Annotated in this window: 9 protein-coding genes; 5 read left to right on the forward strand and 4 right to left on the reverse strand. The window is 57.3% G+C overall.

Annotation, left to right across the window (positions count from 1 at the left end; all coding sequences use genetic code 11):
* Positions 1–2: 2 nt before the first annotated feature.
* The 4 genes from RBH20_RS07555 to RBH20_RS07570 all read left to right on the forward strand — a co-directional run bounded on the left by RBH20_RS07555 (position 3) and on the right by RBH20_RS07570 (position 4,305).
* Entirely contained in the window at positions 3–425 is a 423-nt protein-coding gene (locus tag RBH20_RS07555; RefSeq protein ID WP_306707103.1) for a VOC family protein, read from the forward strand.
* A gap of 228 nt (positions 426–653) precedes the next feature.
* Positions 654–1,334, forward strand: a complete 681-nt coding sequence (locus tag RBH20_RS07560; RefSeq protein WP_306707109.1) for a helix-turn-helix domain-containing protein — start codon at positions 654–656, stop codon at positions 1,332–1,334.
* Positions 1,331–1,729 carry a hypothetical protein gene (locus RBH20_RS07565; protein WP_306707114.1) on the forward strand — a complete coding sequence of 133 codons (399 nt, stop codon included), beginning with the start codon at positions 1,331–1,333 and terminating at the stop codon, positions 1,727–1,729. Before RBH20_RS07560 ends, RBH20_RS07565 begins: the two co-directional genes overlap by 4 nt.
* A gap of 62 nt (positions 1,730–1,791) precedes the next feature.
* Positions 1,792–4,305: a hydantoinase B/oxoprolinase family protein gene (locus RBH20_RS07570; protein WP_306707116.1), complete on the forward strand. Its 2,514-nt coding sequence runs from the start codon at positions 1,792–1,794 to the stop codon at positions 4,303–4,305.
* A gap of 541 nt (positions 4,306–4,846) precedes the next feature.
* Here the strand turns inward: RBH20_RS07570 and RBH20_RS07575 are convergent.
* Positions 4,847–6,403, reverse strand: coding sequence for a hypothetical protein (locus RBH20_RS07575; protein ID WP_306707118.1), 1,557 nt, complete (start codon positions 6,401–6,403; stop codon positions 4,847–4,849).
* Between the two features lie 91 nt (positions 6,404–6,494).
* On the reverse strand, positions 6,495–6,986 hold the full coding sequence (locus RBH20_RS07580) for a GNAT family N-acetyltransferase (protein ID WP_306707121.1): 492 nt from the start codon (positions 6,984–6,986) through the stop codon (positions 6,495–6,497).
* 453 nt (positions 6,987–7,439) lie between these two features.
* On the opposite strand from RBH20_RS07580, the gene RBH20_RS07585 reads away from it, so the two are divergent.
* A complete protein-coding gene (locus RBH20_RS07585; RefSeq protein WP_306707123.1) occupies positions 7,440–11,018 on the forward strand; it encodes an ATP-binding protein in 3,579 nt (1,192 codons plus the stop codon).
* Between the two features lie 1,367 nt (positions 11,019–12,385).
* Here RBH20_RS07585 and RBH20_RS07590 read toward each other — a convergent pair.
* Both RBH20_RS07590 and RBH20_RS07595 read right to left on the reverse strand, forming a co-directional pair.
* Positions 12,386–12,835: a UPF0179 family protein gene (locus RBH20_RS07590; RefSeq protein WP_306707125.1), complete on the reverse strand. Its 450-nt coding sequence runs from the start codon at positions 12,833–12,835 to the stop codon at positions 12,386–12,388.
* A 32-nt stretch (positions 12,836–12,867) separates the two neighbouring features.
* Positions 12,868–13,245, reverse strand: coding sequence for a DUF5820 family protein (locus tag RBH20_RS07595; RefSeq protein WP_306707127.1), 378 nt, complete (start codon positions 13,243–13,245; stop codon positions 12,868–12,870).
* Between the last annotated feature and the right edge of the window lie 531 nt (positions 13,246–13,776).

Here is a 13,776-nt window from a genome sequence, read left to right on the forward strand (position 1 = left end):
CCATGATCTCGAAGATCGATCACCTCGGTATCCTCGTCGACGATATCGAAACCAACAGGGAACTGTTCGAACTGCTCAGCCTCAATGTTGGGACCGTCGAACACGTCCCGGCCTTTGGGGTCGACATCGCGTTCATTCGCGTCGGGGAGAGTCTGGTCGAACTCGTCGAACCAGTCGACCGGGGTTCGGAGATTGCTGCCGACCTCGACGCAACGCCGCAGTCAGCACTGATACACCACGTTGCGTTCCGTGTCGACGATATCGAAACAACATTGCTGGAACTCCGAAACGCTGGCGTGACACTCGCGGACGAGGAACCCCGTGACGGCGCAGGCGGTGCAAGCGTCGCGTTTCTCGACCGACAGGCTGGTAACGGTGTTCGCGTCGAACTCGTCGAGCGAGAGACGGACGTCGTCTTCAGCTAACAACCGGCAGGAAGCAACTCACGTTATAAGAACAAAACATATGACGGTATTGTTCGTGACAATACTTAATTAGAGGAGAAACCTCGGGTACCGGTACTAGTCACCAAGCAGACTGGTGATGTTGGCTGTTACGGGCTTTCACACGCCAGCTTTCCATAACAGAGGATGCCAGCGGAACAAAACACGATATGATACCAGGCTGGACGCACAGACCGACACTCTGAACTGATGCTCAGAATCGAATTTCAGATACGCTTGGCGGGAATTCCATCGCAGATAGCCGACATCGACAGCCAGGTCAGTAGCGTCGAGATAGACAACGCACTACCAGTCGCCGGTGATTCGGTCTTTCTGTCCTTAACTGCCCAGTTCGGCTCCGACATCTCGCAGGACACACTCGCGGAGAAGTTGCCCGGCGTACAGATTATAGATATGTCGAAGGCGGATGTGAACCAGCATACGTACTATCTCGGCGTCATTGCAGCGCTCTCGGACGCATCCGTTCTCTCTCTCCTGACGGAAAACCAGGCGATTCCACACAGAATCGTCGGGCGGAACGCGCACCTCAATGTGGTCGCATCCGTACGCGACTGGAACCATCTCAAGGAAGTCGCAAGCACCGTTGAGGACGAACACGGCTCACTGGAGTTGGTCGGGACGACACAGACCGAGACGATCGGGTTTCCGCTCGGCGGCAACAAAATAAAACAGAGCATGTCGGGCAAACTGTCCGACAAACAACTCGAGGTACTGGAGACTGCCTACCGGATGGGCTACTTCAAGGTTCCACAGGAGGTGACAGCCGAGGAGATCGCGAGCGAACTGGACATCAGCAGGTCGACGCTGAGTGAACGGCTCCGCCGAGTCGAGCACAACTTCTGTGAGTTACTGTTCGGGCCACAAGAATGACGACGATCATCATCATCAATTCGGTCGAGCAACAACCCACTGTCAGGGAGGTTCTGAGCTCAGTTGTCGACGTGGGCGAGACGGTTTATTTTCTCCGATTGCCGACCGTTCGCTGTCTTGGCCCGCTCATTCAGGAAGTCAACCCCATGATCGAATACGATGTGGAGTACACGATTAGCTGTCTCCCCGAGGGATATGACGTTGCCGAGCTCGTCGAATTCGCAGTCGAAACCGACGCCGACCGGATCTGTATCGGGATCTCCGAACGGACAGTGACCGGCAAAGCTCGAATTGACGACCTGACGGAGTCAGTGTTGCTCCACGACCGGATTTCTGGCGACTTCGTGGTCGGTGAGCACGTCATCATTCTGGAGGAACTCGACTATGCGCAGTAACGTCTCAGCCGAGAACTGCGGCCGCCTGTCAGCACTACGGCCACCGAAAGAGGAGACCAGCGATGAGTCAAACTGACCAAAACAAGACCGAACAACGCCGGCAGGAAGCGAAACGACAAAAAGAGATCGTCCGAGAGAAACGGCAGCGAAACGAGGGCATTGGCTGGGACGGCAGGACGCTCCGCGAGCAACTGGCCGAGCTAGAGGACAAGACGGAGGCGACGGGCCGCTACTCCGGGATCACAGAGCTCTCACTCAAAGAAGACGACCCGATACGGTTCGAACAGCTCTATTCGCGGCTCCGTGGCGACCTTGTAACTGCACGCGAGATCTCGAAAGAAGTCTCTGCGACCCCAATCGTCGAACAGGAGGGTGAACTCTGTTACGGCCTGTTCACCCCGGAAGGTGACTCTATCGCCGTTTCGACGGGAATTATTGTCCACGTGCACACGATGAGCGAAGCTATCAAATTCATGATTAACCACGATTACGAGGAGAGCCCGGGAATCGAACCGGGAGATATCTTCGTCAACAATGACCCCCACGTGGGGGACGTGCATCCGTGTGACCTGATGACGCTGATTCCTATCTTTCACGATGGCGAACTCGTCGCCTGGGCTGGCGGCGTCAACCATGTCATCGATACCGGGGCAATCGGTCCCGGCAGCATGAACGTCTCACAGGCCTCCCGCTTCGGCGACGGTGCCTACTACACGGCCCGCAAAGTCGGTGAGGAGTTCCAATTGTACAACTCCTGGAAAAAAGAATACCCTGCCAAGACGCGGACGCCGAACTTCCTGAAACTCGACGAGAGAACCCGTATTACCGGCTGTCTCATGATCCGGGACTCGGTCAAGGAGATGATCGAGAGAACGGGGATCGAGACGTTCAAACAGCTCTCTCGGGAAGCGATTGAGTACGGTCGACGCGGCTTTCGCAACAGAATCAAGAAGACGATGCTGCCTGGTACGTATCGCGGCGCATCTTTCGTCGACGCGCTCTATGAGGGGCAACAGAACGTCACACGCGAATACGCAAACGAGAATCATCTCATGCACGCCCCCTCAGAGCTACACATCCGCGAGGACGGCTCGTTCCAGGTTTCCTTCGAGGGCGCAAACAAGTGGGGCTGGCATCCCTACAACTGTACCCCAGCCGCCATACAGGGCGGTATCTGGGTGATGCTCACGCAAACTGTGATACCGAATGAACTGGTCAACGACGGCGCATACTACGCCTGTGATTTCCATCTACCTGTCGGGTCGTGGGCCAACACACAGAACACTGAGACAGCGCACGCCTACGCCTGGCACTTCCTGGTCTCTGCCTGGGCCCCACTCTGGCAGCATCTCTCGCGGGGATACTACGCACGCGGCTTCTGGGAGGAAATCAACGCCGGCAACGCGAACACGTCGAACTGGCTGCAAGGCGGCGGCATCGACCAGTTCGACAAACTCCACGCCGTCAATTCGTTCGAAGCTGCCTGTGAGGGGGTGGGTGCCCGCTACGTTGCGGACGGCGAGCCCCACGCATCAGCTATCTGGAACCCCGAAGGCGACATGGGCGACGCCGAGGCGTGGGAACAGGTCGAACCGCTGCCGTTCCTTGGCCGTGCAGTCAAGCCCAATACAGGCGGTGCTGGACGCCGTGCAGGCGGCGCTGGTTTCGAGTCGATGCGAACGATCAAGGACGTGAGCCGGTGGCTGCTGTATGAGATGGGCAACGGCTACATGACCAGCGACGGTGGCCTCTTCGGCGGGTATCCCGCTGCCTCGGGATATATACTGAACGCACAGGATACGGACCTCGAGGAACGCTTCGAGAACGGCGAGGACTACCCACAGCACGACCTTGACCCGGAAAGTGGCGAGTTCGAGTCCAAAATCGACGGAGACGTGACGCGGCGCCCGGAGGGTATCAGCACGCCCAAAGAGTTCGACGACTACGACATGTACCTGAACTACCTCCGCGGTGGGTCGGGACTGGGCGACCCGCTCGAACGTGACCCGGAAGACGTCCTTTCGGACATCCATGATGGGTATGTCCTCCCCCGACACGCCGAAGACGCGTATGCGGTCGTGGTGAACAAAGTCAACGGCGAGGCAAAGCATAACTCCGCTGTCCAGGGCGAATGGGAACTCGACAAGGAAGCGACCGAACAACTCCGCGAGAAGCGCATGGACAAACGCGCCGAGAAAGCACAACCGGTGTCGGAGTGGTACGACCAGCAACGCGATCGTATTCGGAATGAAGAGGACCTCATCGACGACGTAAAAAAGACCTACGAGAGTAGCATGCGGATGAGCGAGCAGTTCGCAAGATTCTTCCGGAACTTCTGGGACCTCCCAGAAGACTTCGCGTTTGATCTCAGCTATCAAGCCGAACAGTCGCTGGACAACAGGTTTGACTCTGGACTCCGGCCGATGTGGGACAACTACACGCGGCGACACAAAACCTGGCTTGACGTGGATGATGAACCGTACGTCCCGTACACGTGGACAGACCGGTCGCTTCAGGACCTCCCGGACTCAGTGTCGACGTTCAAGCATCTTGAGCAAACAAGCGACGACGATTGAGCTGACCCAGAGCGTACTGCTGGAAAGTCTACCCGTCGTTTGTAACGTTTCAACTTCAGCTTCAATTGGTGTATTTATCGTTCTGATATGGTTTTATCAAGCCTACTAGTTACCTATTGTCGGCGTTACGAAGTGCACATATTGGTGAATCAGCTGAACGATCGCCACACGCCCTGGTGAGAAGCAACAATTCACGTAGACACTGATGTTTCAATCATATCTGTAGCTGCCTGACCAGCCGAACGGGTGGAAGCGACCGGGAGCGTTTGCAAGAGAACCTGAGCGCGCTCTTCGGTGCGAGTAATCATTGAGAGTAGCGGGACAACCGATAACTTTTGCAGCAAATCCCCTCAAAAATTGCCAGCAACAGTCGGATATATACCTCATATATTCAGCAATACGGCAGGAAGTCGCCATCACATATCTCGCCATCGTGGACCTCTAGGATTCAGATGAGTCTCCGGACCGAGTAGATTTCAGCATCGCTCACCGACTTTACTGTGGCGAAAACATCCATAAGAGAAGCACGAACTGGTAGTCGTCAGGGCCGACACGTGGCCACGAGGAGAGCGATCGCGACGCCGAGTATGGCGACGCCCGCACCGAAGCCGCGGCCATCCTCTCCCGTTGTCTCGGTCACCTCGGTACTGTCAGTCGGCGAATCCGTGATTGCAGTGGTCGGAGACTCCGAGGCCACGTTCGTCTGAGGGGCAGTCGTGGTCAGCGGTGCGGTAGTTGGCGGTGCAGTCGTGGTTGCCATCGACCTATCTCGGAGTCCACCGGCTCCGTCTATCGAGAGGCGGGCGAACAGTTGGTCGCTCGTCCCGCGAGGAACGTTTGCCGATGTCACGAACCGCGGATCCTCTTGGAACACGACTTGCCCGTCGCCCGCTCGGTCCCAGTGGGTTTCGAGTTCTATCGGCCCGTCCGGCAGACTTGAGACGTTTCGAATGTAGACCGTCTGCGTGCTCTGTCCGTCTGGCACGGGGACTGCTTGGGTCACGAGGCCCTCATCCGTTCGCAGTTTGACCTCCAGGATTCCCTGGTCGGGGAGGCGGAATGACGCGTCAACGCGGAGCGTCCAGTCTTCACCGTCCGTCCCGAGTGCCGTCGCAGACAGGTTCGACCAGCGCGGCTCAGGACCAACGATGACGTCCCGATCCCAGACCGTCCGGTCCTGTCCTGTCGCCCGGAGCCTGAACCACTCGTACTCGTCGCTCGGCACGTCACGGAGTGTGGCAGAGAACGCCGATTGGACGGCTTCCCGGTTGGCACCTTCCGAGCGAGTCTCGCTCGTAGTCACCGCTGCTGTGGCAAGGGTTGCTCCGCTCGGGTCAACTGCTTCGACAGTTATCGTCGTTCCGGGACGGACATTCGTCTGCCCCGACAGATCGAGTGTCGTCGTATTTGCGTACACCCGAGCTGGGCCATTCCCGTCGAATCTGAGATCAGGGGTGGTCGAGTCGACAGTTGCATCCGGGAAGTAGAACGTGAACTTGTCTTCGAAGGCGTCCGTTCGGGAGTTGGTGTGCGTCTCGACTTCGACGACAAACTCGTCGACCGATGGCTCGAACGCGATGGGATCGTGAGTGTCGCGTTCGACAAGCGCGAGGGTCCTCGAATCGACGACGACCGAGAGCGTCGCGTTCGCGCGGTCGTGGACGACATGAGTATCACTCTCGTTGAGAGCGATTTCGTACGGCTGTCGATTCGGGCCGACCAGCGCCCGGACCGACATGTTCGTGTCACTCTCGTCGAGCATCCGGTAGAACCGGTCGGTCGTGTTTGCGCCGTTGGTCGCCGTGAAGGTCGCATTCACTTGCTCGGAGTGAATCTGGAGGACTATCGTATCGCCTGTGACGACCGGTTCACCCTCGTCGACCACTTCGAGCGTCCCGTCACCACGCAAGGCACGGACATCGCTGTCGTCGGTGATGCCATCGGCGACGACACCCTGAGCGGCTAGTACAGTGACGTTCCCGTTCGACGTGGTGCGGTCTGTCGGTGTCTGTCCGCTGACGGCGGCGACTGTCGCTACCCCTGTCAGGGACAGGACGAGTAGTGTCGCGACCCTGTATCTACTGGTATGGAGGGCCATCGATTCGTAATCTTATCCGAGAGACAAATGCCTTCTGACGGGTCGGTCCGCTTGCATATTGATCCCTGGGGCTACACCAGCATCCGGCTTCTCACAGGTCCTTTACGAGAATAAGCTCCGTTACATCCTGCCCGGCGAGTTCAGCCGTTCGTCTTTCGTGAATCTCGAAAGCGTGTTTCGCATAAAACGCTCTTCCAACGTCGTTATCCGCCATCACTGACAACCAAACGGAGTCGTGTCCGTCCGTTCGGAGCGCAGTACAGAGCCGTTCCAGAAGTGTCGTCCCGATTCCGTCTCCCCAGTTGGCCGGCGAGATATAGATCCGACTCAGGACTGCGTCGGCGGGACCGTCTTCACTCGGCCCGCCTTGCACAAATCCGACCAGATCGGCACTGATAGCGACGAACATCGGGTTCTCCGGTCGCTCGATAGACTGCTTCAGTGCGCCTACATCGTACCACTCGTCAATCATCTTATCCACAGCTTCCTCTCCCATAATCTCGTCATATGTTTCGTGCCACGATCGGCGTGCAACCCGGCGGACTGCTGGCGCATCGTCCGGTATCGCCTCACGAATGTCCATCCGTGATTGCCCACTCCATCTTCGAATCGACATAACTGTCGGCTCGGTACTTCAGTGAACGGTATGAAATAAAGTCAGCTCTCGTGCTGGACTCACACTCTCTCTACGCCACGTCGGTTGTCTCAACTGCGGAGTTTCAACAGGACCGATTCAACTCGGCCTGTCGCATCGTTCGGAGGCTGCTTTCGAGCATATAACAGTCTTTCAATCACATCTGTAGCCACCTGACCATCCGAACGGGTGGGACTGAAAGGGGGCGGGCGCTCCGGGACGACGGGCGACGCAAGCACCGACTGGAGCGAAGCGAGTGTGCGGCGCTCCGCGCCGCGATCACTCGAACGGTGAGCGAAGCGAGCCGTGAGAGCCCCTCGACTGGAGCGCCTGGGGGCTTTCTATGCCAACATGGCCTCTCCTCCAAACATTTTAAACCAAACACATACAAAGTAAATTATAATGAAAGCAGGAGAAAAGTTACCGGTCCCAGTCGAGGAGACCCGGCAGTACATCCGGATCACGCCGACAGACGAACCAGTGGATCCGGACACCGTCAAGGCGCAGTTCGAACGCCTGCATAGACTAGAATCCCAAAACACCAACACTGGCCTTCTAGACCGATTCACCGGGTCCCAACCAACGATCGAAGTCTATCTAGTCGCCCCACCGGAAGACACGCAGACCATCCAGTACTACGTCGGCGTCGACACCCCGGACCTCCAGGAACCACTCGAGCGTATCCTTCGCACACTGTTCCCGGACAGTTACGAGTTCCAGACGGTCCAGTGGGCGCCGACACTGCTCCCTGAAGAGCCCGCAGCAGGCGTGCAGTTCGAAGCGCGACCTGAACGCCGCAAGGACTGGCAAACCCGACTCAGGCCGTTACACGAGTTTCAGCACGACGGCGAGCACGTCCGCGCGCCACTGGCAAGCGTCGTTGAGGCGATGGCCGCCACCGACGGTCCGGCACTGTTACAGATACTCGTCCGCCCCAAAACTGACTGGTCGACCGACAGAGATCTCCACCGACGAACGCTCGAAGAGGGTCGGGAATCGTGGGCCGGACAGGTTATCACTGCACTGCTGGGCCCGGCCGAGAGGATCCACACCGACATGCCGATTCCCGTCGAAGACCGCTCACGCCTCGAAGAACTCGCCGAACGAGACCCTCGACGATCCTTCGACGTCAACGTCCGCGCCATCCTGTGCAACGACACGGACCAACACGTCGCCGATGATCTCGCAACAGCCTTCGCCGAGGTGAGTCACACCTGTTACGAGATTACCGGCACCGTCTGCACGGGAACGGACGCAACCGATCTTCGAACCCAGATCTGTGACCGGGTGTTCCGGCCCGCTGACTACGACCGACTGCAGTACCGCCTTCCGTTCACTACTCCATCCAGTCCGGGGATCGTCGCCGACGCGAGCGAACTGGGGAGCCTCTGTCTGCTCGATGGGAGCGCGCTCACGACTGCAGCCAGACGCGCCCTCGCGACGACACCCGGTGAGCGACGCATGCTCCCACCGCCGCCGCCGTCACATCTCTCCCCGTTTCGCGATGACGGCCTGCCGCTTGGCCGTCCGCTCTCACAGGACGGGACGGCCCAGGACGAGCCAGTAACGCTCCCGCCGTCACTCCAGTCGCTACACGTCGCATGGTTTGGCAAAACCGGGTCGGGCAAGTCCACCAGCCTCACGAACGGGATCCTCGCGAACCACGCGGCCACCGACGGAGCGGATATCGTGTTCCTGCCGAAAGGAGGTGGGATGGCTACCGAGTATATGCGTGCTCACTACGCCACGTACGGTGACCTTGATGACGTGTTGTACTTCGATTGTGCCGCACTGTTACCTGCTCTCTCGTTTTTCGATATCCGCAAGGATCTCGAGGCTGGCGTTTCTCGGACCACCGCTGTTGAGGATAAAGCCGATCACTACCTCGAACTGCTCGTGGGGATCATGGGCCGTGACCGGTTTGAACAGGCCGTCCGGTCGCCGGATATCATCCGCTATCTGGTGAAAGCGCTGTTTGACCCGGTCAACGGTGACGATGCCTTTCAGCATCGTGACCTGCACGCAGCCGCCCAGGAGATGCACGACCGGCAGTCAGCCCCGGCCGTAGCCGACGAGGATCTTGAACGACTGCTTTCCGGTGTCGTGGCCAACAGCGCCCGTTCGTTCGATGAGATCATGCAAGGGGTCGCCAATCGGATCGAGAAGATTCCCGTTGACCGTCGACTGGCCCGTCTGTTCAATCACGTCCCTGAGGCCGATGACCCGCACTTCGACTTCGGTGAGTTCCTTGATCAGGACGTCGTCATCATCGTCGACACCGGCCGCGTTCGCACGGACACCCAACGTGTTATGACGCTTGTACTTCTGTCGAACCTCTGGTCCGCTCTGCGCCGGCGCGCCCAGTCGACACCCTCGACAAAATCATATAATCTCGTTAATGTATATCTCGAAGAAGCCGCCTCGGTTGCTACCTCAAATATATTACAGGACTTGCTCTCACAGTCGCGTGGCTTCGGTGTCGGGATCACACTCGCGATGCAGTTCCCTGACCAACTGCGTCGGATCGACGATGCCGTCTATCGAGAGTTGCTCAACAACGTCTCGACGTACGTCACCGGCAATGTCCCGACTGATGATCGACTGGCCAGCCGGTTCACGACCGCGGATATGTCAGAACAAGAGATTTCCGATCAGCTCAAGTGGCTCCCCCGCGGAGAGTGGCTGGTTCAGTTACCCGCCCCTTTCGATTACCCCGAACCACGACCGTTTCAGGTGGAATCTTTGCCACTCCCAGCTGGCAATCCAGACGGGCCTGGCCCATCGATTCCCACTGACGATATCGAGCCGATAGTTGCGGACGTAACAGCGCGAACACGGTCGGAAGCTGGGCTCACCCTTGCGTCACCGAGCACTCCCGACGAAACCGGTGACAGCGATGATCCGACCGACGAGTCCACGCCTGTGCGGGTCGATAGCGCCCTCCCGCAGACGCGTCGCCTCCCGGAAACGGTTTCCTACGACCGGGAGAGTCACGCCCTGCACTGTCAGGACTGTGGAAACCGGTATGATCCGTCCATCGACGGGATGCGGCGTGTGATCGCCTGCTGTGGTTCCCTTGCCGATGTCGACCCTGATGACGTCCCGATCTGTACGCTGAATCTGAAGCGCTCGGCCGAGGAACGCGCAAACAGTGAATGGTCGACGACACAGCTGTGTTTCCTGCAGGCTGTCTACAACGCCCAGCAACTCCGATATGACCCGCTCGAATACGATCTCCTGTCCGATTCGATGCTTCGATTACAGGAGTATGTCGGGATCGAGAGCGACGCCGTCCAAGACTTGCTCGATGCCGATGTCCTGCGCCACGATACGGATCGCCCCCATCGCCTGTACTCGGTGACCCCTGCAGGTAGGGACGCTATCGGGGAATCGTACCGCCGTGGCGTCGATTACGGCCACGAATGTGGCGATCTTGAGGAATCCAGCGAGCACGTCCTTGCCGTCGAGGCGGCCCGGCTCTATCTCGAACACGAGTACGCCGCGGACCCGGAGTCACCAGTGACACAGGTCGTCCCCTACTACGAAATTCAGGACGGCTCGCTCCCGGCTGCGACGTTCATGGGGACGGATGAAGACGCTGTCGAGGAAGTCTCGGAGTCCTACTCTTTGCATCGGCTGGACCTTGTCGGGCTGGATGCCGAGGGCGAGATCCGTATTACGCTTGAGGCCGAACGCGTCAACAACGACCATCGACGCGCTGTCCCCGCTGATTTCGATAAGATGGCCGCGTGTGATCCCGACGAGGCTATCTGGGTCGCCATGTCGCACGACGCCGCTCATGAGATTCTTGCCGCGCTCAATGATCCACTGGAGGGCGAGCCACGTGTCGAGAAAACGTATTCCGAAAGCACCCCTGCGAGTTCTTTCACCATTGACGAACCCGGCTTCTCGGACATCATCACGGTTAACCAGCTGCTTGATCGGGTCGATCGCCCGGATCCACGTGACTTGCAAGGCTAGCTTGGGTTGAGTGGGCCCGCTACACCTGGCCAAAACCGTTCTTTGTCGATCTGGGGGTGTCCAACCCAGGGCTCCAGCCCCGCAACAAGGTGACTAATCGCTGTCGAGCCTGGCTAGATGCGTGGGGATATCAGCTGGCGAATGCCGTAGCTAACTGGCCAACGCGGCTCTATTCGTCGGACAGCGCCCTGCTCGAAGCCAGTCTGGAACTACCATGTCATGCAGGTTTGTTATTTTAATTTGAGGGTTCGGATGCATCCAAATTTCCAACCTTGGTTGCTGTCTTGCGATTTTCTCTAAGGTTGAAGATAGTTATCAATCTGTCATATTTCGAGTTATCGATCTGTATTTCCCACGGAGCGCCCCGCTCGCCTGGCTTTTCCTCGTGTTTCGCCCGTCTGCCCGTTCTGTCTGCTTGTTGGTGGGTGTCTAGGGAGTACTAGAACCGCTTTGGTTTATTCTACCGGTGGATTTTCACAAGGTTGCCCAGCGAAAGCTGCATTGGGAAATTCCAGTTCCGCAACCTCGGGTGTTCATTTTGCATACCTCTCTCTGTATCGGGCATTGGTGGAACCAACTTTGTGGATATATCAGGTATTGAAGAAGCTCAATAACTGAATCGTTCTTTTCGGAAACGAAGGGTAGTTTGATTTTGCAACCAACTTCGACACCACAATTCCAGAAGCGACTGACCCTATCCCGCGGTCGGTACACTATTCCATCTGGGTAGGTCAGCCCTGCTTCTTGAATTGAGATTCCACCTGAAATTGTACTACCTTGTGTGTTTCTATCACACCATAGTTTGGATGCTGGTATGGCCAGCAGTTCGATGCATCAGATGTAGTCAGTACTGAGAAAATGATATAAGTCCAACCATTCTAGCTAACGGCTTTGCTGGTAACAGTGGAAGGCCAGCAATCCCAGAACTGATTGAGGATCTTGACCCGATGCAATAGAGGGTATGTTCAAATTTAGGCTGACGAGAAACGTATGCTAGCAAACTTGATTGCAATCAATGTGATGTCAGACCGGCTCATAGGACATATTTTATTTATGATACAATATTGCGCGAGCCAAATATGATCTAATATAAGAGTGATTATATTGATAGGGGTTTGTGCATCCCATAGATTATTCACGGAAGGTAATCATTTGATTTGTTTTATTGTTGAATAATCAACCGATACTGGGGTGTGCCACACCCGCTGGAAGTGAAAGCATAGATCTGTTTCAGGTATGCACCACAGTTGAATACCATAGAGGGTATCATATGACTCTGCACAAAGTGTTACTTTCAGCTAGGGTCCCTGAACAGACTATCTAGTATCCTTACGAATCTCTGGCCTGGGAATGGAGGTGGCACGAAGCTATTCCTGAGGGGCTTCCAACTCCACCAACGTCAGATCACGGTCTAGCATACAGTAGTCATGTGGCGGATCACCAATAATCTCAGATATACGATACTCCGAATCAAATTCAGCACCGGCGGGTTCACAGTAGGGATGGCTGGGACACTCAGTGTGTGGACAGGGACCCATCAGCGAGGCTTTGCTGCCGGCGTATGCACCCTTCGAGGGGACGTTGGCCTGAATCGGCGCGGGCTCAACCTCGACAGCCCGAACGCCGGTGTCGTGCACGGCACAGTCTAGCGTTTGGCCGCTCTGTCGGACGTTGGTGATCCGGTAGCGGTTACCGGTCGTCAGATTGAGACATTGGTCGCGGTAGGGACAGTCAGCACAGCCGCTGGCTTCGCCGCGGTAGACGAACTCCGCGCCGACCTCGGCGAGGCGCGTCCCGACGAGCGTGACAGTGGTCATACCGAGTTATAGAATGTCGCCACGGTAAAGCCTCATGTCCGCCCGGTTAGGTCATCCAGCTTGTCCAGATACGCCTCGCGGGGCACCTGATACAGCGAGCGGTAGTCCAGCTCACCATCGGCGAACCGAGTGGCGAGTGCGACAGCGCCCTCGACGGCAGCGCCGCGGCCCTCGTAGGAATCGGCGTCGCGCTCGACTTCGGGCTCAAGATAGAAGGTGACGTACCAGCTTTCTCCGGTCCGGTCAGCGCCGGGGCGGCGGGTCCGTTTCCCGCGCGTGAGGTAGATAGTCGGCAGGCACGGTGCCGGGAACTGCTCCGAGTCGAACACGTCCGGGCGGTACGCGAGGATGAGCTTCTCGTCGGTCTCGTTCCACACCGTCCAGTCTTCGGGGAGGCCCGACAGGTCCATACCGCTGAATTGGCGTGGACCGGCAAGAATCCGCTGGTCCGTCCCAACGTCTGCCAACTCCAGATACCGGCAATCGATTGCACAATGGCAACGTCGAGGCGCTGAGCTATCATACTGTGTGTCCCGTTCCCAACCGTCAATCAATGCGGCAACAGATTCACATCAATCCAGCGCTAAATATTGGCCGACACATCAAAGAGAACAGTTGACAACCGACATAGTATATAAAAGGACAGCAACGTAATGAGACATGGTACCATAACTGAGGGTTGCAGTCATCGTATTCGGACGGCCAACGCACTGAAATTTATCGGCGGCATACCCACAATAGGGCAAAGTTCTTATATGAACAGAACTCGTACGTTAAATAGTATCGGAAACAGTTCGACACTGCTTCCCGTTACCACACCAGGTCGGAACAGTCCCCGTGTTCCGTCCGGCAGGTCAGCCATGGAAGGGCACACGCGTCACCCCGCAGTGAAGGGTGAGCTAGCGGCTGTATGCGGTCACATCTGCAGTGGACAGCACCGA

The organism is Haloarcula sp. H-GB4, from assembly GCF_030848575.1.
Taxonomy (GTDB): Archaea; Halobacteriota; Halobacteria; order Halobacteriales; family Haloarculaceae; genus Haloarcula.